Annotated in this window: 18 protein-coding genes and 1 riboswitch; of the genes, 7 read left to right on the plus strand and 11 right to left on the minus strand. The window is 72.0% G+C overall.

The features are described 5' to 3' along the window. Positions 1-53: 53 nt before the first annotated feature. From ACIRVH_RS35445 to fahA, 10 genes are all read right to left on the minus strand, one after another. Entirely contained in the window at positions 54-2,801 is a 2,748-nt protein-coding gene (locus ACIRVH_RS35445) for a fumarate reductase/succinate dehydrogenase flavoprotein subunit (RefSeq protein ID WP_403962256.1), read from the minus strand. Positions 2,802-2,848: 47 nt separating this feature from the next. Continuing rightward, positions 2,849-3,646, minus strand: a complete 798-nt coding sequence (locus tag ACIRVH_RS35450) for an ABC transporter ATP-binding protein (RefSeq protein ID WP_403962184.1) — start codon at positions 3,644-3,646, stop codon at positions 2,849-2,851. Further along, positions 3,630-4,556 (minus strand): ABC transporter permease, encoded by a 927-nt coding sequence (locus tag ACIRVH_RS35455; protein WP_403962187.1) that lies wholly within the window; start codon positions 4,554-4,556, stop codon positions 3,630-3,632. The genes ACIRVH_RS35450 and ACIRVH_RS35455 overlap by 17 nt, the downstream gene beginning before the upstream one ends. Further along, a complete protein-coding gene (locus ACIRVH_RS35460; protein ID WP_403962190.1) occupies positions 4,553-5,896 on the minus strand; it encodes an ABC transporter substrate-binding protein in 1,344 nt (447 codons plus the stop codon). Before ACIRVH_RS35460 ends, ACIRVH_RS35455 begins: the two co-directional genes overlap by 4 nt. A 36-nt stretch (positions 5,897-5,932) precedes the next feature. Beyond that, positions 5,933-6,160, minus strand: coding sequence for a ferredoxin family protein (locus ACIRVH_RS35465; protein ID WP_010986276.1), 228 nt, complete (start codon positions 6,158-6,160; stop codon positions 5,933-5,935). Between the two features lie 33 nt (positions 6,161-6,193). Continuing rightward, the gene (locus ACIRVH_RS35470; RefSeq protein ID WP_403962194.1) at positions 6,194-6,985 is read right to left on the minus strand and encodes a GntR family transcriptional regulator; all 792 of its coding nucleotides are present in this window, start codon (positions 6,983-6,985) and stop codon (positions 6,194-6,196) included. Positions 6,986-7,231: 246 nt separating this feature from the next. Then, positions 7,232-8,170, minus strand: coding sequence for a M56 family metallopeptidase (locus tag ACIRVH_RS35475; protein WP_403962197.1), 939 nt, complete (start codon positions 8,168-8,170; stop codon positions 7,232-7,234). Positions 8,171-8,369: 199 nt separating this feature from the next. Continuing rightward, entirely contained in the window at positions 8,370-8,750 is a 381-nt protein-coding gene (locus ACIRVH_RS35480; RefSeq protein ID WP_403962200.1) for a GntR family transcriptional regulator, read from the minus strand. Next, on the minus strand, positions 8,747-9,565 hold the full coding sequence (locus ACIRVH_RS35485) for a hypothetical protein (RefSeq protein ID WP_403962203.1): 819 nt from the start codon (positions 9,563-9,565) through the stop codon (positions 8,747-8,749). Before ACIRVH_RS35485 ends, ACIRVH_RS35480 begins: the two co-directional genes overlap by 4 nt. Before the next feature lie 125 nt (positions 9,566-9,690). Continuing rightward, a complete protein-coding gene (gene fahA, locus ACIRVH_RS35490; RefSeq protein WP_403962206.1) occupies positions 9,691-10,908 on the minus strand; it encodes a fumarylacetoacetase in 1,218 nt (405 codons plus the stop codon). A 270-nt stretch (positions 10,909-11,178) separates the two neighbouring features. Between fahA and ACIRVH_RS35495 the strand changes: the two genes are divergently transcribed. The 3 genes from ACIRVH_RS35495 (at position 11,179) to ACIRVH_RS35505 (ending at position 14,643) form a co-directional block, all read left to right on the plus strand. Beyond that, positions 11,179-12,429: an ATP-grasp domain-containing protein gene (locus ACIRVH_RS35495; RefSeq protein ID WP_403962259.1), complete on the plus strand. Its 1,251-nt coding sequence runs from the start codon at positions 11,179-11,181 to the stop codon at positions 12,427-12,429. 44 nt (positions 12,430-12,473) lie between these two features. Next, complete coding sequence (locus tag ACIRVH_RS35500; RefSeq protein WP_403962209.1) at positions 12,474-13,676, plus strand: FAD-dependent oxidoreductase; 1,203 nt, start codon at positions 12,474-12,476, stop codon at positions 13,674-13,676. A gap of 154 nt (positions 13,677-13,830) precedes the next feature. After that, complete coding sequence (locus ACIRVH_RS35505) at positions 13,831-14,643, plus strand: HAD family hydrolase (protein WP_403962212.1); 813 nt, start codon at positions 13,831-13,833, stop codon at positions 14,641-14,643. 35 nt (positions 14,644-14,678) lie between these two features. Here ACIRVH_RS35505 and ACIRVH_RS35510 read toward each other — a convergent pair whose 3' ends face one another. Next, positions 14,679-15,167, minus strand: a complete 489-nt coding sequence (locus ACIRVH_RS35510) for a transglycosylase SLT domain-containing protein (protein WP_403962215.1) — start codon at positions 15,165-15,167, stop codon at positions 14,679-14,681. Positions 15,168-15,172: 5 nt separating this feature from the next. Beyond that, positions 15,173-15,355: riboswitch (cyclic di-AMP (ydaO/yuaA leader) on the minus strand. 531 nt (positions 15,356-15,886) lie between these two features. On the opposite strand from ACIRVH_RS35510, the gene ACIRVH_RS35515 reads away from it, so the two are divergent. From ACIRVH_RS35515 to ACIRVH_RS35530, 4 genes are all read left to right on the plus strand, one after another. Next, a complete protein-coding gene (locus ACIRVH_RS35515) occupies positions 15,887-16,897 on the plus strand; it encodes a polyprenyl synthetase family protein (protein ID WP_403962217.1) in 1,011 nt (336 codons plus the stop codon). 247 nt (positions 16,898-17,144) lie between these two features. Beyond that, the gene (locus ACIRVH_RS35520) at positions 17,145-18,341 is read left to right on the plus strand and encodes an outer membrane lipoprotein carrier protein LolA (RefSeq protein WP_403962220.1); all 1,197 of its coding nucleotides are present in this window, start codon (positions 17,145-17,147) and stop codon (positions 18,339-18,341) included. Positions 18,342-18,380: 39 nt separating this feature from the next. Next, positions 18,381-19,355 carry an ABC transporter ATP-binding protein gene (locus tag ACIRVH_RS35525; RefSeq protein ID WP_403962223.1) on the plus strand — a complete coding sequence of 325 codons (975 nt, stop codon included), beginning with the start codon at positions 18,381-18,383 and terminating at the stop codon, positions 19,353-19,355. Continuing rightward, a complete protein-coding gene (locus tag ACIRVH_RS35530) occupies positions 19,342-20,244 on the plus strand; it encodes an ABC transporter permease (protein WP_403962226.1) in 903 nt (300 codons plus the stop codon). The genes ACIRVH_RS35525 and ACIRVH_RS35530 overlap by 14 nt, the downstream gene beginning before the upstream one ends. The last annotated feature ends 94 nt before the right edge of the window (positions 20,245-20,338 follow it).

Genomic DNA, 20,338 nt, shown 5'->3' on the forward strand with positions numbered 1-20,338 from the left:
CTGGGAGGCTGTCCTTCTCTTCCGTACTGGGCCTCGGCCGATGCGGAGGATCGTCACAACCCCCGTGCCGCGTACGCCCTGACATCCGCGTCCGAGTCGGCCGTGGCCGTGGCCAGGGCCGCGCGGGCCTCCTCGGTGGCGTTGTGCCGGGTCAGAGCCAGGACCGCCGCCCTGCGCACGTCGGGGTTCCGGTCGGCCAGGGCCTTGGCGAGGGCGGGGACAGCGGAATCGGCGGGTGCGACCGACAGCGCGGTGGCGGCACCGGAGCGGACCTGCCAGGCCGGATCGGACAGGGCGGCAACGGCACGGGCGACGAGCGGCGGCGGGCAGCCAGGAGTGGCCAGTGCACCCAGCGCGGCACCGCGCACCAGCGGGTCGGCGTCCTCGGTGAGCCGGTCCAGGGCGCCGGTGAGCAGCTCCCGGGCCTGCGGGTCCAAGGGCGCCGGGCTGACGGCGGCCAGCGCCTTGGCCACGGTCACGCGGACCTCCCGGGAGGGATCGTTCGCGGCGCCCGCCAGTGGTTCGGCCGCGTCGACCGAGACGAGGGCGCGCACGGCCTCGATACGGACCGGGATGTCGGGGTCGTCCAGCGCGGCGGCGAACACGGCGGCTCCGCCCAGCCGCAGGGCGCGCAGGACATCGAGGGCTGCGGCGCGGACCACGGGGTCCGCCTCGGCGAGCGCGCCGATGAGGGTGGTGCCCAGGACGGGTTCGGACGGCAGGGTCTCGACGAGTTCGCGCATCGAGGCTGCGGCGGCCGCGCGGACCTCGGCGTCGGAGTCGGCGAGGGCACCGGCCAGGGCCTGCCCGGTGCCGGGCGGCGCGGTCTCGGTGAGGACGGAGACGGCCGTACGGCGGACCGCGGGATCGGGGTCGGACAAGTAGGTCTTCAGGGAAGCGAGTTCGGGCCCCTCCTCGGCCAGCCGCAGCAGGTCGAGGAGCCGGGGCGAGGCGGTGCCCGAGGCGCCGCTCGGGTCCACCGGCCCGGCGGCGCGGGAGGACGCCGGTCCGGTGGCGACCGGTGCCGCATCGCGCGGGCCGGCCGTGGCGATGTCCTCGGGCCGGACCTCGCCCAGCTGCCGGGAGGGACCGCCGACCGGGGCGAAGCCCTCGACCGGGACCAGATACGGAGCCACGGGTCGGACCGTGAACTCCATCGCACCAGAGGGGGACTTGTGCAGATCGAGGTGGTGGAACCAGGAGGCGTCGTCACGCCGCGGGTGGTCGATCCGGTCGTGATAGAGCCCCCAGCGGGACTCGGTACGGGCGAGGGAGGCGCGGGCGGCCATCTCCGCGCAGTCGCGGATGAAGTCGACCTCGGCGCAGCGCATCAGCTCGTGCGGGGTGCGGGCGCCCATCCCGGCGATGTCGGCGCGCATCCGCTCGAAGGCCTCCAGTGCGAGGGAGAGGCGGACGCCGGACTTGGGCGGTGCCACGTAGTCGTTCACGAAGCGGCGCAGCTTGTACTCGACCTGGGCCTGCGGCGGGCCGTCCGGGTTGCGCAGCGGGCGGTAGATCAGCTCGTGCGCCTCGTGGACCTGGTCGGTGGGAAGCTCTCCCACGTACGCCGTGTACTGGGCGGCGTCCGCACCCGCGAGGTCGCCGAAGACGAAAGCGCCGATCATGTAGTTGTGCGGGACGCAGGCGAGGTCGCCCGCGGCGTACAGGCGGGGGACGGTCGTACGGGCGTGGTCGTCGACACGGACGCCGGAAGCGGAGTGGCCGCCGCACAGGCCGATCTCGGAGATGTGCATCTCGACGTCGTGGGTGCGGTAGTCGTGCCCGCGCCCGGCGTGGAAGGTGCCCCGGGTGGGCCGCTCGGTGGAGTGCAGGATGGACTCCAGAGCGGAGATCGACTCCTCGGGCAGGTGGCTCAGCTTCAGGTAGACCGGGCCGCGATCGCTGGCGACCTCCGCCGCGAACTCGGCCATCATCTGCCCCGACCAGTAGTCGGAGTCGACGAACCGCTCGCCGTGCCGGTTGACCTGGTAGCCGCCGAAGGGGTTGGCGACGTACGCGCAGGCCGGACCGTTGTAGTCCTTGATCAGCGGGTTGATCTGGAAGCACTCGATTCCGGTCAGCTCGGCGCCCGCGTGGTAGGCCATGGCGTAGCCGTCACCGGCGTTGGTGGGGTTCTCGTAGGTGCCGTAGAGGTAGCCGGAGGCGGGCAGGCCGAGACGGCCGCAGGCGCCGGTGGCGAGGATCACCGCGCCCGCGCGGACGGTGACGAAGGCACCGGTGCGGGTGTGGAAGCCGACGGCGCCCACGGCCCGCCCGTCGTCCGGCGCGGTCAGCACACGGACCGGCATCAGCCGGTTCTCGATGCGGATCCGCTCCCGCATCTCCCGCCGTCGCAATTGCCGGTACAGGACCTTCTTGACGTCCTTGCCCTCCGGCATGGGCAGCACGTACGAGCCCGAGCGGTGGACCTGGCGGACCGCGTAGTCCCCGTGCTCGTCCTTCTCGAACTTGACCCCGTACGACTCCAGCCGCTGGACCATCGCGAAGCCGCGGGTGGCGGTCTGGCGGACGCTGGACTGGTCGACGATGCCATCGTTGGCACGGGTGATCTCGGCGATGTAGTCGTCGGGCTCGGCGCGGCCGGGGACGACCGCGTTGTTGACGCCGTCCATGCCCATGGCGAGCGCTCCGGAGTGGCGGACGTGGGCCTTCTCCAGGAGCAGGACGTCCGCGCCGCGCTCGGCGGCGGTCAGAGCGGCCATGGTGCCGGCGGTGCCGCCGCCGATGACGAGGACGTCGCAGGTCAGCTCCTCGGCGTCGGTGACGGCGGGGATCTCCATGGGGGTCTGCGCGGGGGCGTTGGCGGGGGTGGTCACCGAGGTGCCTTTCAGGTGCCGAGCGAGGACAGGACGGTGCGGCGCAGGGCCGCGCGGGCCGGGTCGTCGACGGCGCCGCGGTCACGCGGACGCGGCACGTCACGTACGGAGGCCACGCGGCCGGCCCCGAGGAGGGCGACGCGGTCGCCGAGGAAGAGCGCCTCGTCCACGTCGTGCGTGACGAAGACGACGGTCGCGCCCGTGCCGCGCAAGACCTCCACCAGCAGGTCCTGCATGCCCGAGCGGGTCTGGGCGTCGAGGGCTCCGAAGGGTTCGTCCATGAGGACCGCGCGTGGGTTGTCGGCCAGAGCACGGGCCAACTGGGCACGCTGGCGCTGCCCGCCCGAGACGCGGTGCGGCAACTGCCCCGCCTGTGCGCTGAGTCCGACGCGTCCGAGCCAGGACTCGGCCCGGGAACGGCGCTCGGTGCGCGGTACGCCGCTGATGGCGAGGGGGAGTTCGACGTTTCCACGCAGGGTGCGCCAGGGCAGCAGCGCGTCCTCCTGGAAGACCAGCGCACGGTCGGCGGACGGCCCGGTGAGCGGGCGGCCGTCCTGCTCCACGGCCCCGGCCAGCGGTGACAGCAGCCCGGCGAGCGTGCGCAGCAGCGTCGACTTGCCGCAGCCGGAGGGGCCGACGACGGTGAGGATCTCGCCCGGCGCGACCTCCAGGTCGACGTCGTGCAGGACCGGGGCATCCGGTCGGCCGAGGACGGCGGCACGGAAGGTGAGCCGGGTGCCGCGTACGGCCGCCCGCGGCGGCGCCGCAGGAGTGGCGCCGGTCACGACCGTCTCAGACGAAGTGCTCATCGCGCGCCCCCTGCTCGCGTTCGTCGTGGCCCTGGTGTTGGGCCTCGGGCTGGTTCTCGGGGTTGCCCTCGGCCTGCACGGCGACCGGGGCGGCGGGACGGGGCACCGTAGTACGGGCTCGGCCGCCGGGGACGTACGAGGTGCGGGGCAGCCAGCGGGTCAGGCGGAGGCCCAGGAGTTCCACAGCCGTGGAGGTGACCCAGCCGAGGAGGCCGATCGTGACCATGCCGACGAAGACGCCCGGGTAGTTCACGACCGTGTAGTCCTGCCAGGTGCGGTAACCGACGCCGTACTGGCCGGAGATCATCTCGGCGGAGATCACGCAGATCCACGAGACGCCGATGCCGACCGACAGGCCGCCGAAGATGCCCGGCAGCGCGCCCGGCAGCACGACCGAGCCGAGAATCCGCAGCCGGCCGCCGCCGAGGGTGCGCACCGCCTCCTCCCAGACGGGGGTGAGCGCACGGACCGCGTGCCGGGTGGAGACCAGCACGGGGAAGAAGGCGGCGGTGCACGTGATGAAGACGATGCCCTGTTCGTTCGAGGGGAAGAGCAGGATCGCGACGGGGACGAGAGCGATGGCCGGGATCGGGCGGACGACTTCCAGGACCGGGCCGAGCAGGTCCTCGGCGAGGCGCGAGCGGGCCACGAGCACGCCCGTCGCCACGCCCAGGACGGCTGCCAAGGCGAATCCGGTGAGGATGCGGGTGAGGCTGTCGGTGAGGTCGGTCCAGTAGTCGGCCCCGGAGACCCGGTCGGCGAAGGCCCGGGCCACGTCGGCGACTGTCGGGAACTGCGAGAAGCGCAACCACAGGTCGACGTCCAGGCTGGTCAGCAACTGCCAGAGCCCGAGGGCGATGGCGAGGGACGCCACCCGCAACACATAGCGGGCGAGCGGCCGCCGGGTCATGAGGACCGCCCGAGTGCGTCGGTGTACGAGACGGTACGGGCACCGCCGTGAGCCGTGATGTACGCCTGAGCCGTCGCCGGGGCCACGAACGGCAGCAGCCGGTCACCGTCGGCCACCCAGACCGCCTTGTCGGCGAACCAGAGGGTGCCGGTGGTGGCGTCGGGGACGTAGGCGGCGCGGATGCCGTCCCGGTGCCCGGCCACGTAGGCGAGCAGTTCCTTCGGTGACTTGAAGGAGACGGTCTTCTCGCTGCCCTTGGGCCATACCTCGCTCGCGGCCGGTGCGGGCGTGGCAGCGAGCCGCTCGGCGTAGGAGGTGCCGAGTGCCTTCTTCACGTACCGGTCGTCGACGAAGGAGTGCACGTCTATGTCGCCGGTGAGTTTGGCGGCCTTGAGGACGGAGACGTCCTGCTCCAGAGCGGAGACGAGCCGGGGTTTGACGGCCGGATCGAAGGTGGCGATGCCGTGGGCGCCGTTGTAGAGGTAGACGACCTCGGCGGGCAGACCGGTGGCCCCGGCGACCTTCTCCGCGGCGGTCACCGGGTGGTCGTCGAGATAGTCCGAGGCCTGCGCCTGAGCCCTCAGAAAGGCTTCCAGAACGGCCGGGTGCTGCTCGGCGAAGTCCTCGCGGGCGGTGACACCGTGGAAGGTCGGGAGGTTCAGCTGGGCGCCGTCGTACAGGGCTTTCGCCTTGCCCTGGTAGGCGAGCAGGCCCGGCCAGGCGACAAACTGCGACAGTGCGTCCACGCTGCCGGCGGAGAGGGCTGACGCGCCTACGGCGGGCTGCTGGTTGAGCTTCGAGACACCGGTGTTCGGGTCGATGCCCGCGCGCTGCAGGGCCCGTACGAGGGTGCCGTCGGCTGCGGAGCCGACGCTCGTGGAGACCTTCTTGCCCTTGAGGTCCTTCAGGGAGGCGAGCTTGGAGTCCGGGGCGGTGACCACGGTGTTGAGGCCGCCGCGCAGGTTGTAGCCGGTGACCGACACCAGGTGCGTGAGGCTGCCGAGCTGTTTGCCGCGGGCCGCGTTGAGCAACAGGGGGAAGTCGCCCATCGACCCGATGTCGATCTTCCCGGCGGTCATCTGGGCGGTGATCGGGGCACCGGTGGCGTAGTCCTGCCAGTCGACCCTGTAGGTGCGGCCGTCATGCAGGGCGTTCAGTTGCTTCTCGAAGTAGCCCAGGGAGCGAAGCAGGGTCCCTGCGGTGACCGTGTTGATGGTCTTGGACTGGTAGCCGACGGTCACGGTGACCGTGGAGCCGCTGCCCGCTTCGGCGCTGCCGCCACAGGCGGACAGAGGCAGGAGGAGCGCGGCGGCGGACAGGGCGACTGCCTTGCGTTTCATGGTTGTTCGGCCTCTCGCCGGAGCGGGTCGGAGGGGTCAGCGGAGCAGGTAGGGCATGTTGACCGTGACGGCCCCGGTGGGGCAGCGGGCCGCGCACGGGCCGCAGTACCAGCACTCGTCGACGTGCATGTACGCCTTGCCGTTGCTCTCGTCGATGGCGAGGGAGTCCAGCGGGCACATGTCCACGCAGAGCGTGCAGCCGTCGATGCACTTCGACTCGTCGATGGTCACGGGCACGTCGGCCCGCTGGGGTGCCAAAGGCATGGCTGTCTCCAGGAAACGGGTCAGGCAGGGTGGTCAGAGCGACCGGCGGAGCAGGCCGCTCATGGTGATGCGGTCGCCGCGGAAGCGGATGAACTCCAGGTCGACGGGGCGGCCGTCGGCGAGGTGCGTGAGGCGTTCCAGCATCAGCACGGCGGCGCCGCGGGGAGCCTGGAGCACGGCGGCGGAGTGGGCGTCCGCGTTCACCGCCTCCAGGGTGATGTCGGCGTGGCCGAGGCGCTGGCCGGTGCCGGCTTCCAGCAGGCGGAAGACATCGGTGTTCTCCAGGTCGGCGCCGAGCAGGGCGGTTCCGATGTCGAGCGGGATGTAGGTGAGGTCGAGGGAGAGAGGGAGGCCGTTCAAACGGCGCAGGCGTTCGATGTAGAGGACGTCGGCGCCGGCCGGGACACGGAGGCGTTCGGCCACCGGGGCGGGCGCGGGGGCGGGGCCCAGGGTGCGGACCTCGTTGGTGACGCGGCCGTGTTCGCGCAGGGTTTCCGCGAGGCCCATCAGGCGGTCGAGCCCGTGCGGGTACTTCTGGGCGACGACGACGGTGCCGACCCCCGGCAACCGCTCCACCAGGCCTTCCGCCCGAAGCAGGTCCAGGGCCTGGCGAACGGTGTTGCGGGAGGCGCGGTAGTCGGTGGCGAGGGTGGACTCGTGGGGGAGGGTGCCGTCCTCGAAGGCGCCGGTGAGGAGCTGGTGGCGCAGGAGGTCGGCGAGCTGCCGGGCCCGGTCCGCGCGCAGCCGGCGACGCACGCGGTGGGCGGCGACGGTGGTCGCGGCGCCCTGACCGGCGTGGTCTCGGGAGCGGTCGGTGGGTGGCATGGCTGGAACCATACCTAGGAGGTAGGGAATGGGGTGTTTCTGGAGTGTTGCGCCAGGTGAGGGGGCGTTGGATGGGGCGCTGAGCTGGGGTTTTCCGAGCGGACGGGCCAGAACTGCCACTCGGCTGCTCTTCGGTTCACGTTGCCCAGGGCCGGGTGGGGCGCACGCCCACACAGGCGGGAGGTCGCTCGCTGGAGGTATGCCGGTCCGGGGGCGGCACCCCTCAGCAGGGTCAGGAAGTCGAGGTCAGGACAGCGCCGTGAGCCCCGGTGCGAACGTGATCAGCAGCGGCAGCAGCGGGACCAGCGCCGCCACCGTCGTCGTCAGGGCCCGGTGTCGGCGGAGCAGGCGCGGTGGGGGCTCCAGGAGGCGGTCCACGCGTTCGCCGAGGAGGCGGCGGCTGGAGGCGCAGGACAGGACACCGCGGTGCTGGTTCAGCTCGATCAGGGCCAGGGCGGTGGTGAGGTGGCCGCAGCGGCGGGAGGCCGTGTCGTCGGCGGCCAGTTCGACCAGCCGGTGCGTCTGGTCGCAGAAGTGGGCGAAGAGCGGGACGTGCGGGAAGCCCGTGGCGAGCGCGGTGGACAGGTGGAGCAGCCAGTCGTGGTGGGCGCGGGCGTGGCCGCGCTCGTGGGTGAGCACCGCGTCCAGCTGATGGTCGGTCAGGCGGTGCAGCGCCCCGGTCGTCACGACCAGCTGGGGCGGGTGGCCCGGCATCCACCAGGCGTCCGGGTACTCGTCCTCCAGCACCAGCATCGGTCCGCGTGCCGCCGGCAGTCCTGCGGGCAGGTCGGGGGCACGTTCGCGCAGGTGCGCCCGGGTCTGGCCGCGGCGGCGGCGGGCCTCGGCGATCTCCCGGGCGAGCATCGCGGTCGTCCAGGCGGCCCCGCAGGCCAGCAGCAGGGTGAGGGCGACGGCCCAGACCGGTGCGGTGGAGAGGTCGTACGCGGCGGTGACGGCGGGCGGCGCGGGGGCGAAGACATGGTCGCGGACGGTGTGGAAGACGGCCGCCGCGCCCAGCACGAGTGCGGTCAGGCAGCACAGCAGGACCGTCGCGACCAGGCACTGCCACACCCACAACGCGACCACGGGTTCCCGCTCGGTCCAGGCGGCCCGGGTCAACGCGCGCGGCGCTGGTACGGCGGCCGTCAGGGCGACGACGCTCAGCAGGAGCAGGCAGACGGTCATGCCGGGGCTCCGGTTCCTGGTCGGAGGCGGATGCGGGTGCCGGGTGGCGCGCGGCGATGCACGGAAGCGCATCGCCTGGTGTGTGCCGTCAGTATGACGGGACAGGCGGCCCGAGTGTCAGGGTCGAGCAGCGATCGTCTCTTCCCCGGCCCTCGTGGCGTGCTCCCGCCGGGCCGTTCCCGGCGCCCGAACGCACCCCCTACTCCCGCAACGCCGCCCGGACCGCTGCGGTCACCTGCTCCTCCGTCGCCCCGAGCACCCGCGCCTGTGCCACGAACCCCCTGGCCAGTGCCGCGAGTTCGGCTGCCGGGTCCGGGCGGTCGGCCGGGGCCGGCAGCGGGGCCACGCGGGTGCCCGCGCCGCGCCGCGTCCGGATCAGGGAGGCCGCCTCCAGCTCGCGGTAGGCGCGGGCCACCGTCCCCGCCGCCAGGCCCAGGTCGGCCGCCAGCTGCCGTACCGTCGGCAGCCGTTCGCCCTCGGGCAGGCGACCGGTGGTGATCAGGGCGGCGAGCTGGGCGCGGATCTGTTCGTACGGCGGGACGGGACTGGTGGTGTCGACCCGCACGACCCCGCCGCTCACCGGCGTTCACCCGAGCCCGGCCGGCGAACCGCCCACCGGCGGGGGTCACCGGATGCGGACCGGCGCCCCCACGACGCCCGCGGCGAGCACACCGTGACCAGCGTCCACGGCACGGTCACGAGCGCGAGCGTGGCCAGCGGCAACAGCACCGCGTTGGCGACCGTCCCGGCGGTCCCGTCGCAGCTGATGTCCATCAGTGCGCCGGACGCCGTCGAGGCCGCGCCCAGCAGGGAGGAGGACACGACCAGCCCCCAGGCGGCGACGACGGCCAGGCTGCGGTCGCGGCGGGACTGCTCGTCGCCGGGCCGGGTCGCGATCCGGCGCAGGGACCAGCCGCAGGCGGCGGTGGCGACGGCCAGGGAGGCCAGCATCGGCAGGCCGTAGTGGAAGCCAGGCCAGGGTGTGGCCGACTGGGTCACGCCCCGGCAGGTCGCGGTGAGGGCACGCCCCGCATGACCCATGTCGTCCGGTGAGGCGATCGCGCCCGCCGCCACGAGCAGCACCACCAGCGCCCCCGCGAGGGCCAGGAGCAGCCAGGTCACGCGCGGCGGCACATAGGCCCGGACGCGGCGCGGGGCGAGCCCCGCCGTCCGGACGGTGCCCCGCGCCGGTGGGGTCAGCGCGTCGCCCGCCAGGACGCCGGCCACCGCGCACAGCCCGAACGCCGGGATGGCGTACAGCATCCCGTCGCCGTGGTCGAGCGAGGACAGCCAGCGTCCGGCGAGCGCGCCGACGACCAGGCCCGTCCAGCGGGCGTAGCGGTCGACGGGTGCGCGGGACGCCGGAGCGGTCGTACCAAGGTCGGCTTCAGGCATGACAAACCCCCGTGAAAGCGAGCACCGTGTACTCACTGCTTGTATCAAGCGGTGAGTACAAGATGGCGTCACGGCGGGCTTGTGTCAATTGCTTGCTACAAGTCTCGGCGCGTCCGGCACAAAGCTCAGCCCGACACGACGCGCCCGGTGACCTCCCCCAGTCCCACCCGGCCCCCGTCCGCCCCCGGCGCCCACGCCGACAGCGTCACGACGTCGCCGTCCTCCAGGAACGTCCGCTTGCCGTCCGGGAGTTCGAGCGGGTCGCGGCCGTTCCAGGTCAGTTCCAGCAGCGAGCCGCGCTGGTTCTCCGCCGGGCCGCTCACCGTGCCCGAGCCGTACAGGTCGCCGGTGCGCAGGGAAGCCCCGTTCACCGTCATGTGGGCGAGTTGCTGGGCCGCGGTCCAGTACATGCTGGAGAACGGCGGCTCGGACACCATGTGGCCGTTGATCGCGACGGAGATCCGCAGGTCGTAGCCGCCGGGCTCGATCTCCGGCGTGGAGTCGTCCAGGTAGGGCAGCAGCGGGTACGTGCGCTCCGGAGGCGCCACGCGCGCGTGCTCCAGCGCCTCCAGCGGGGTGATCCACGCCGACACCGAGGTCGCGAAGGACTTGCCGAGGAACGGGCCGAGCGGGACGTACTCCCAGGCCTGGACGTCCCGCGCCGACCAGTCGTTCAGCAGGCACAGCCCGAAGACGTGCTCCCGGAAGTCGCCGAGCGCGACCGGCCTGCCCTGCTCGGAGGGCACGCCCACCACGAAGCCGACCTCGGCCTCGATGTCCAGCCGGATCGAGGGACCGAAGACGGGTGCCGGGTCGGCGGGGCCCTTGCGCTGCCCGGACGGCCGTACGACGTCCGTGTCCGACACCACCACGGTGCCGGAGCGGCCGTGGTAGCCGATCGGCAGGTGCTTCCAGTTGGGGGTCAGGGAGTCCTCCGCGTCCGGGCGGAAGATCTGGCCGACGTTCCGGGCGTGGTTCTCGGAGGCGTAGAAGTCGACGTAGTCCGCGACCTCGAAGGGCAGGTGGAGGGTCACCGACGACAGCGGGTGGAACAGCGGTTCGATCGTGGACCGGTGCGAGGGCACGGTCACCCACGCCGTCAGGGCGCGCCGCACGTCCGACCAGGCCGTGCGCCCGGCCGCCAGCAGGGGGGTGAGGGTGGGCTGCGCGAGCAGGGTGACGTACGGCGAGCCGAGGGCGGCGGCCGCGGCGCCCGCGTCGAGGACGTGGTCGCCGAGCCGGACGCCGACCCTCCGCTCCGTGCTGCCGGAGGGCGAGAACACGCCATAGGGAAGGTTGTGCGGACCGAAGGGGTCGCCCTCGGGGACGTCGAAGGGGGGCATGGGGTACTGCCTCGCTCTCATCCGGGCCGTGCATGGCGGTGCGTTCCATGTGGTCGCGGCACACGTTACGGCTGAGTCGCGCGTCTTGGGCAGCGCCCCATGCGTTGCTCGAAAGGTTGCTCGGATAGTGCCTAAAGAGTTCGCAATGTCCGAATAAGCCTTGTGGGAGGTGGCAATTCCGGCTTAGCGTCCTTTGGGGGACATGGACGGGGTGGGTCCGGTCCGTAGGGGGGACACGTGGGGGGACCCGTGGCCAGAAGCACCGTCGGCGTGCCTTTCGAGGCGGACCGTGACGTGCCGGGACTGATCGTCAAGTTCGGCGACTACCCGCTGCACCACGGCGGTGTCGGCGCGATCCGCAGCCTGGGCCGCCTCGGTGTCCCGATGTACGCGATCACCGAGGACGCCTACACACCAGCGGCCGCATCGCGCTACCTCAGACGGGCGTTCGTGTGGCCGACGACCGGCGCCGAGGACCCGGGCCGGCTGGTCGAGGGCCTGCTGCGGATCGGCCGCCGGATCGGCCGTCCGACCGTCCTGGTCCCGACGGACGAGGAGGCCGCCGTCCTGATCGCAGAGCACCAGGACGATCTGGCCGGTCCTTTTCTCTTCCCGCGCGTCGACCCCGCGCTGCCGCGCCGGCTGGCCAGCAAGCAGGGCCTGCACGAGCTGTGCGCGGAACACGGCATCGCGAGCCCGGCGGCCGCGTTCCCGGAGTCGTACGACGAGATCGTCGCCTTCGCCGACACATCCCGCTTCCCGGTGGTGGCCAAGAACCGCGAGGCGTTCGTACGGCGCAGCCAGCCCGCCGTCAACGGCACCACGAGGATCGCCACCCGCGAGGGACTGCTCACCCTCGCCCGGGACTGGGGCGAGCAGCCCGGCGTGATCCTCCAGGAGTACCTGCCGAGGGAGGAGGCCGAGGACTGGATCGTGCACGCCTGCTTCGACGCCGACTCCAACCCGCTCGCGCTGTTCACCGGCGTCAAGGTCCGCTCCTGGCCGCCGCACGCGGGCATGACGGCGAACGCCTACGTCGTCGACAACCCGGAACTCGCCGACCTCGCCGCGCGTTTCGTCAAACAGATCGGCTTCACCGGGATCATCGACCTCGACCTGCGCTTCGACCGGCGCGACGGACAGTACAAGCTCCTCGACTTCAACCCGCGCATGGGCGCCCAGTTCCGGCTCTTCGAGAACGAGTCGGGCGTGGACGTCGTACGCGCGATGCACCTGAATCTGACCGGCCGTGCCGTACCGGAGGGGGAACAGCGCGCCGGTCACCGTTTCGTCGTGGAGAACATCGACCTGCCCGCCCTCCTCGCCTACCGCCGCAGCGGCTACACGACGCCGCACGCGCCGGCGAAGGCGAGCGGGACGGAGCTGGCCTGGCTCGCGGGTGACGACCCGATGCCGTTCCTCACGATGCTCGCCCGCTTCGTGCGCCCGGGCGCGAAGCACCTGTATCAGCTGTGGCGCACCAACCGCCGCGGCAGCAGCACCACTCCGACCACGAAGTAGGCAAGGCCACGAAGGTGGCGCACCGCGTCCTGGGGAGGGACTTCGTGATTCGACCGGTTGCAGTCATCGGGGCCGGGCCGTACGGCCTGTCCACCGCCGCCCATCTGCGGGCGCGCGGCATCCCCGTCCGCGTCTTCGGCGACCCCATGGTCAGCTGGCGCGACCACATGCCCGAGGGCATGCTCCTCAAGTCGACCCCCGCCGCCTCCAACCTCGACTGCCCGCAGCCCGGACACACCCTCGCCGACTACTGCGACGCGGCCGGTGTCCGCCGACTGGTGACCGACGAGGACATCGTCCCGGTGGAGACCTTCATCGCGTACGGCGAGTGGTTCCAGGAGAAGCTGCTGCCCGACCTGGAGCAGGTCCGGGTCGTGTCCGTGGACCGCGACAAGAACGGCGGGTTCGAACTCAAGCTGGACTCGGGGGAGCTGTTCACCGCCCGCGCGGTCGTGGTCGCCACCGGGCTGTCAGGGCTGGCCCATCTCCCGGCGGAGCTGGCCGCAGCGGCGGCCGACGGCCCGGCGCTCACGGGTCCGGTCTCCCACAGCTCCCAGCACCACGACCTCACCCGCTTCGCCGGCAAGGAGCTGATCGTCGTCGGCGCCGGCCAGTCCGCGCTGGAGACGGCCGCCCTCGCGGCCGAGGCCGGCGCCCGGGTGCGCGTGGTCTCGCGCGGCCGCGGCCGGGTCGCCTTCGGCGCCCCGCCCTGGGACCAGCCGAGGCTGCGCCCCGAGTCGCCCTTCGGCCGTGCCTGGTCCCTGTGGGCGCTCAGCTACTACCCCCACCCGTACCGCTTCCTGCCCGCCCGCACCCGCCACTTCCTGGTCCGCCGGGTCCTCGGCCCGCTCGGCGCCTGGTGGCTGCGCGACCGCTTCGAGGGCAAGGTGCAGGTCCAGGAGGTCGAGCGGGTGGTGGGGTCCGAGGCCCCGGACGGCAGCCCGGTCCTCACCGTCAGCACCCACGGCAGGCACACCGAGCGGCTCTCGGCCGACCACGTCATCGCGGCCACCGGCTACCGCGTGAACATCGCCGCGATGGACTTCCTCGGCCATGAGCTGCGCACCCGGCTGGCGGTGAGCCGGGGCACGCCCAGGCTCGGACCCGGGTACGTCTCCTCCGTCCCCGGCCTGTACTTCACCGGCCTCCCGGCGGCGTCCTCGTACGGCCCGGTGATGCGCTTCGTCTGCGGCACGGAGTTCGCCTCGCCGCGGCTGGCCGGGCACCTGGCGGCGGCACACGGCTGAGCCGCGGAAGACGCCGTCCCGCTCACCGGTATGTCCGATCGCGTCAACTCCACCACCATCAGGGGCCCCGCAGACGCCACTTGGGGGCGGGGAGCACACAAGTCCGGGAACTTCAGGGTGAGTCGGCGGGGCGTGGGATCCGTATTCTCTGATCATGGCCGCACCCCCCGCATACTCACTGATCGCCACCGACCTGGACGGGACGCTGCTGCGCGGCGACGACACCGTCTCCGACCGGTCGCGCGCCGCGCTCGAGCGGGTGGCGCGGGCCGGCGCCCGGCACCTGGTGGTGACGGGCCGCCCGGCTCCCCGGGTACGGCCGCTCCTGGAGGGCCTCGGCAGTACGGGGCTCGCGGTGTGCGGGCAGGGCGCGCAGGTCTACGACGCCGGCGCCGACCGTCTGCTGTGGTCGGTCCGGCTGGACCGGGAACTGGCCGAGACCGCGCTCGGCAAGATCGAGGCCGAGGTGGGGCAGGTCTACGCGGCCGTCGACCAGGACGGCGTGGACGGGCTCACCCTGATCGAACCCGGGTATCTGATGCCGCACCCGACCCTGCCCGCCATGCAGGTCGGCCGCCGCGACGACCTGTGGTGCGAGCCCATCAGCAAGGTGCTGCTGCGCCACCACACGCTGTCCGACGACGAGTTGGCGGCGATCGCGCGCTCGGCGGTGGGCTCGCTGGCGACGGTCACGATGTCGGGGCCCGGGACCGTGGAGCTGCAGCCGTGCGGGGTCACCAAGGCGACGGGGCTGGCGCTGGCCGCCGAGTACCTGGGGATCGCCGCCGGCCGGGCCCTCGCGTTCGGCGACATGCCCAACGACATCCCCATGTTCGACTGGGCCGCACGCGGTGTCGCCATGGCCAACGCCCACCCCGAACTCAAGGCCGTGGCCGATGAGATCACCACGTCGAACGAGGACGACGGCATCGCCGTCGTCCTCGAAAGACTGTTCCCGACCGACTGACCGGGAGATCAGTAGTGGCCCGCCGTGGGCGCCGGTCAGTAGGCGCCGAAGACGTTGTCGATCGACCCGTAGCGCTTGGCCGCGTAGTTGCAGGCGGCCGTGATGTTCGCGACCGGGTCGTAGATGTCGAAGGACGTTCCGGCCACGTGGTACGCGTTGAACGTCGGATCGATGACCTGGAGCAGGCCCTTGGACGGGATGCCCTTGGCCGCGTTGGAGTCCCAGAGGTTGATGGCCGCCGGGTTGCCCGAGGACTCGCGGATGATGTTGCGGTAGATGCCGTTGTACGTCCCGGGGATGCCCTTCTCGCCCATGATCGCGAGCGACTCGCGGATCCAGCCGTCGAGGTTGTTCGGGTACCCGGCGAGCGTGGTGGACGGCGTGGTGGCCGTGGGGGTGGCCGCGGAGGCGCTGGTCGCACCGATGACGGGAAGGGCGAGCACGGCGGCGCCGGTGCCGATGACGGCGAGCTTGCGGACGAGGCGGTTGGTGCGGGAGCGGCGGGGCAGAGCGGCAGCAAGCATGGGGGCGTTCCTCTCCGTCGCCTGCGAGGTGAGCTGTCGGGTTCGGGCGGGGAGGTGCCCGGCCGTACCCCTGGGGGGAGGCACGACTTCACCCCTAGCCGTCCCGGCGCGACGTGCGTCGTCCGGTCAGGCGGCTTACCTGGGTCCCCCGCTCCTGCCGTACGAAATGAGTTCGTCGATGGGTGGTGTCAGACGCGGCAGGATTCGGCGTTCGTCCGACTGGCCCGGAAGCTATGCGACAGCACATGTCGGGAACAAGTACTGAATTCACCCAATGAGGCAGTTGACCTTGATCTATTCCGAATGGGGTACTTGATCCTTTGCGGTTGCCAACGCTCAACTGGCCGATGTGGCAAGGGGAGAACGGGGGTGGTGCCCATTGGCCGATTCATGGACCCGCGTGACCCAACTCACGAAATGGCAAAGGGTATCAAATCAGACATGGGGGATTCGGGAGATTTGCTGGGTGTGGTGCAAAAGGAGTACTCCGCCCGCCGTGCGGTTCGCGACAAATCGGGCGAGATCCTGTTAAGTCATTGTGTACCCACACTTATCAGATGATCAAAAACATACCGGCCGTGATCCGATACCGCCCGGGCTGGACCGGTGGGCGCTATCGGTGATCGAAACAGGACCGGATACGCTGACTTGAGTGATGGCAACGACCTATCGACAAACCGTGTAATCGCCAGCAGACACCAGCAGACAGGAGACCCCTCGTGACCGTCGTCGGGCCGTTCGGGCTGAGCGTGCGGGACCAGGCTCTGGAAGCCGATGTCCAGGCCGGATTGACGGCTGTCGAGGAAGGCTTGCTCGAAGCCACCAAGAGCGAGGTCCCGTTCATCACGGAGGCCGCGCAGCACCTCGTACGGGCCGGCGGGAAGCGGTTCAGGCCGCTGCTCGTGATGCTCGCGGCGCAGTTCGGCGACCCGTACGCGCCGGGCGTCGTGCCGTCGGCCGTCGTCGTGGAGCTGACCCACCTGGCCACGCTGTACCACGACGACGTCATGGACGAGGCGTCCGTGCGGCGCGGCGTGGACAGCGCCAACACCCGCTGGGGCAACTCGGTCGCGGTCCTCACCGGCGACTTCCTCTTCGCCCGCGCCTCCCAGATCCTTGCCGACCTCGGCCCCGAGGCGGTCCGGGTCCAGGCCCTCGCGTTCGAGCGGCTGGTCACCGGGCAGATCCTGGAGACCGCGGGCCCCTCGGACGGCCGCGACCCGGTCGACCACTACCTGGACGTGCTCGGCGGCAAGACGGGCTCCCTGGTGGCCGTGTCGTGCCGGTTCGGCGCGATGATGTCCGGCGCCGACGAGACGGTCGTCGACGTGCTCACCCAGTACGGCGAACGGCTCGGGGTCGCCTTCCAGCTCGCGGACGACGTCCTGGACATCGCCTCCGACTCGCACGAGTCCGGCAAGACCCCGGGCACCGACCTGCGCGAGGGCATCCCGACGCTGCCCGTGCTCCGGCTGCGCGAGCGGGCCGCCCGCCTCGGCCTGGCCGAGGACATCGCGCTGTGCGAGCTGCTGGACTCCGACCTCAGCGACGACGCCCGGCACGCCGAGGCGCTGACCGCGCTGCGCGTGCACCCCGCGCTGGAGCAGGCCCGCCGGGACACCGTCCGGTACGCGGAGGAGGCGCGGGCTGCGCTGGCCCCGCTGCCGGAGTGCGACGCCAAGGCGGCGCTGCTCGAGCTGTGCGACGCGGTGGTGCACCGGGCCGGCTAGTCGCCCGCACACCTGACTTGAGGGCGGTGTCTCCCGCACGACCCCTACGGGTCGGGGGAGGCGCCGCCCTCGTGTGTCATACCGCAGGCGTACACGGAGTTGGCTCCGTGGTCTGACGCTTCCTCACGGCCGATTTGGTCAGATGGAAACCACGGAAATCACCACTCCTCACCGATTCGGGTGAGAATGGCGGCTCAGGTGGACCAGTGTGGGGACAGCCGCCGCCGACGACGGAGGTAAGGCACAGATGGCACCGTACGAATCCGACGAGGCAACGGGCGCCGGTCAGGGCGAGGACCTGCCCACCGGACGCCGCAAGGCCGCCCGGTACGTGGTCCCGGTCGCGGTGGTGGGGGTGGCGGCGGCCACGATCGGGCTGGTCCCGGCGCTCGCCGATTCCGGTTCCCCCGATCTGCCGAAGATCACCGCGCAGCAGCTCATCGAGAAGATCGCCAAGTCGGACGTGCAGCAGCTGTCCGGCACGGTGAAGGTCAGCACCGACCTCGGCCTGCCGGACCTCGGCGGCCTGGAGAGCAGCCTGGCGTCCGGGGCGGCCCGGGGCGGCGACGGCTCCTCCGCCGACCCGACGTCCAAGCTCACCGAGCTGGTCTCCGGCACGCACACCCTGCGCGTGGCGACCGACGGTCCGGACCGGCAGAAGCTCTCGGTGCTGGAGAGCGGCTCCGAGTACAGCCTCATCCACGACGGCAAGAACGTCTGGGGCTACGACAGCAAGAGCAACGAGGTCTTCCACGGCACCGCCGCCGACTCCGGCAAGGAGCACCGGGCCGAGCCGCCGGCCACGCCCAAGGGCTTCGCCGACAAGGCCCTGAAGTCGGTCGACGACACTACGTCCGTGACCGTCGACGGCACCGCGCAGGTCGCTGGACGCGACGCCTACAAACTGCTGATCAAGCCCAAGCAGTCCGGTTCCACGGTCGGCGCGATCAGCATCGCCGTCGACGCGAAGACGGGCATGCCGCTCAAGTTCACGCTCACCCCGAAGAGCGGCGGCGCCGCCGTGCTCGACGCGGGCTTCACCCAGGTCTCCTTCGGCAAGCCGGCCGACTCCACCTTCGACTTCACCCCGCCCAAGGGTGCGAAGGTCACCGAGGAGAAGAAGGAGTCCAAGGCGCCCGAGCACGCCCCGAAGTCCGGCGAGGACTTCGCCCAGGGCCTGCAGGGGGCCAACGTGCTCGGCAAGGGCTGGACGTCCGTCGCCACCTTCGACACCGGCGCCAAGGGCGGCATGCCGTCCGGCTCCGAGGGCGGCGCCTTCGGCGGCTTCCTCGGCTCGCTCGGCGACCACGTCTCCGGGAAGTTCGGCAAGGGCACAGTCTTCTCCACCCGCCTGGTCAACGCCCTGATCACCGACGACGGCAAGGTGTACGCCGGAGCGGTCACCAAGGACACGCTGGTCAAGGCGGCCAACGAAGGGAAGTAACCCTTCCGGGGTACGGCACACGACGAATCGAGGGAGCCGATGGGCGAACCGTCCGCCACGGAGCAGGACTCGGGGGACGCGCCGGCGCACGTCATCGCCACGCGCGGCCTCACCAAGCGCTACCGCGGCGGACAGCTCGCCGTGGACGGTCTCGACCTGACCGTCCCGGCGGGCAGCGTCTTCGGCTTCCTCGGCCCCAACGGCTCGGGCAAGACCACCACCATCCGCATGCTGATGGGCCTGATCGAGCCGACCTCGGGCACGGCCCGCGTCCTGGGCCGTCCCATGCCCCGCGCCGGCCGCGCCGTCCTCCCGCAGGTCGGCGCGCTGATCGAGGGCCCCGCCCTGTACGGCTTCCTCTCCGGCCGCGACAACCTGCTGCGCTACGACGCCGCCGACCCGACCGCCGACCCGCGCACCCGGCGGACCCGTGTCGCGGCCGCCCTGGACCGGGTGGGCCTCACGGCCGCCGCGGGCAAGAAGGCCAGGGCGTACTCGCTCGGCATGAAGCAGCGCCTCGGCCTGGCCGCGGCCCTGCTCCAGCCGCGCAGGCTGCTCGTCCTGGACGAGCCCACCAACGGCCTCGACCCGCAGGGCATGCGGGAAATCCGTTCCTTGATCCGGGAGTTGGCCTCCGACGGCACGACCGTCTTCCTCTCCTCGCACCTCCTCGACGAGATCGAGCAGGTGTGCACGCACGCGGCGGTGATGGCACAGGGCCGCCTCATCACACAGGGCGCGGTGGCCGACCTGGCGGCCGGGGCACGCGGCCGGCTGGTGGTGACCACACCGGACACGGGCGAGGCGGCCCGGCTGCTGAAGGAGCAGGGCGTCGGGGACGTCACCGTGGACGGCGACCGGGTGACCGGCGAGCCGCCCGAGCGGGACCTCGCCGAGGTCAACGCCGCCCTGGTCACGGCGGGCGTCCGGGTCCGGGGCCTCACACTCGAACGGGCCTCCCTGGAGGACGCGTTCGTGGCACTGACGGGAGAGGGATTCGATGTCGCGGGCTGAGGCCGAGGCACTCCGGGCACCGGCCGCCGCGGCCGGCCCCGGCCGTCCGCACCCCCTGTGGACCTTCGGGCTGCTGCGCAGCGAGCTGGTCACCACCGTCCGCCGCTGGCGCACCCTCGCGCTGCTCGGGGTGCTCGCGGCGGTTCCGGTGCTGGTCGGGATCGCGGTGCGGATCGAGACGCGGGGCGGCTCGACGTCGGGCCCGGGCGGCGGCGACGGGCCGGCGTTCATCGCGCAGATCACCAACAACGGCCTGTTCCTGGTGTTCACGGCACTGGCCGCGACCCTGCCATTCTTCCTGCCGATGGCGGTCGGCGTGGTCGCGGGCGACGCGATCGCCGGCGAGGCGGGCGGCGGCACCCTGCGCTATCTGCTGGTCGCCCCGGCCGGCCGCACCCGCCTGCTGCTCACCAAGTACACGACGGTCATGGCCTTCTGCGTACTGGCCACCCTGGTCGTGGCCGTCTCCGCCCTGATCGTCGGCGCACTGCTGTTCCCGCTCGGCGACCTCACCACCATCTCCGGCACCCGGATCAGCTTCGCCGAGGGCCTCGGCCGGGCGCTGCTGATAGCGCTGGTCGTCGCCGCCTCGCTGGTCGGCGTCGCGGCCCTCGGCCTGTTCGTGTCGACGCTGACCAACAGCGGCATCGCGGCGATGGCGACCACCGTGGGCCTGCTCATCACCGTCCAGATCCTCGACCAGATACCCCAGCTGCACGCGCTGCAGCCGTACTTCTTCTCCCACTACTGGCTGTCCTTCGCCGACCTGATGCGCGACCCCGTCTACTGGGACGACCTGGTCAGGAACCTCGGCCTCCAAGCGCTGTACGCAGCCGTGTTCGGCTCGGCGGCCTGGGCGCGGTTCACGACGAAGGACATCAACACATAGGGCGCGGCGAGCCGCGCGGGACGGCTCAGGCGTCCTGGTGCGGGAAGCGCGCGAGGGGCGCCTCCTGCGCGAAGAACGTCTTGGCGCGCGCCAG

The organism is Streptomyces sp. NPDC101165, from assembly GCF_044768135.1.
Taxonomy (GTDB): domain Bacteria; phylum Actinomycetota; class Actinomycetes; order Streptomycetales; family Streptomycetaceae; genus Streptomyces.

Excerpts from the sequence above, each read along its gene's own strand:
- ACIRVH_RS35445 (WP_403962256.1), bottom strand. The coding sequence starts at position 2,801 with ATGGAGATCCCCGCCGTCACCGACGCCGAGGAGCTGACCTGCGACGTC.
- ACIRVH_RS35450 (WP_403962184.1), bottom strand. The coding sequence starts at position 3,646 with ATGAGCACTTCGTCTGAGACGGTCGTGACCGGCGCCACTCCTGCGGCG.
- ACIRVH_RS35455 (WP_403962187.1), bottom strand. The coding sequence starts at position 4,556 with ATGACCCGGCGGCCGCTCGCCCGCTATGTGTTGCGGGTGGCGTCCCTC.
- ACIRVH_RS35460 (WP_403962190.1), bottom strand. The coding sequence starts at position 5,896 with ATGAAACGCAAGGCAGTCGCCCTGTCCGCCGCCGCGCTCCTCCTGCCT.
- ACIRVH_RS35465 (WP_010986276.1), bottom strand. The coding sequence starts at position 6,160 with ATGCCTTTGGCACCCCAGCGGGCCGACGTGCCCGTGACCATCGACGAG.
- ACIRVH_RS35470 (WP_403962194.1), bottom strand. The coding sequence starts at position 6,985 with ATGCCACCCACCGACCGCTCCCGAGACCACGCCGGTCAGGGCGCCGCG.
- ACIRVH_RS35475 (WP_403962197.1), bottom strand. The coding sequence starts at position 8,170 with ATGACCGTCTGCCTGCTCCTGCTGAGCGTCGTCGCCCTGACGGCCGCC.
- ACIRVH_RS35485 (WP_403962203.1), bottom strand. The coding sequence starts at position 9,565 with ATGCCTGAAGCCGACCTTGGTACGACCGCTCCGGCGTCCCGCGCACCC.
- fahA (WP_403962206.1), bottom strand. The coding sequence starts at position 10,908 with ATGCCCCCCTTCGACGTCCCCGAGGGCGACCCCTTCGGTCCGCACAAC.
- ACIRVH_RS35505 (WP_403962212.1), top strand. The coding sequence starts at position 13,831 with ATGGCCGCACCCCCCGCATACTCACTGATCGCCACCGACCTGGACGGG.
- ACIRVH_RS35510 (WP_403962215.1), bottom strand. The coding sequence starts at position 15,167 with ATGCTTGCTGCCGCTCTGCCCCGCCGCTCCCGCACCAACCGCCTCGTC.
- ACIRVH_RS35520 (WP_403962220.1), top strand. The coding sequence starts at position 17,145 with ATGGCACCGTACGAATCCGACGAGGCAACGGGCGCCGGTCAGGGCGAG.
- ACIRVH_RS35525 (WP_403962223.1), top strand. The coding sequence starts at position 18,381 with ATGGGCGAACCGTCCGCCACGGAGCAGGACTCGGGGGACGCGCCGGCG.
- ACIRVH_RS35530 (WP_403962226.1), top strand. The coding sequence starts at position 19,342 with ATGTCGCGGGCTGAGGCCGAGGCACTCCGGGCACCGGCCGCCGCGGCC.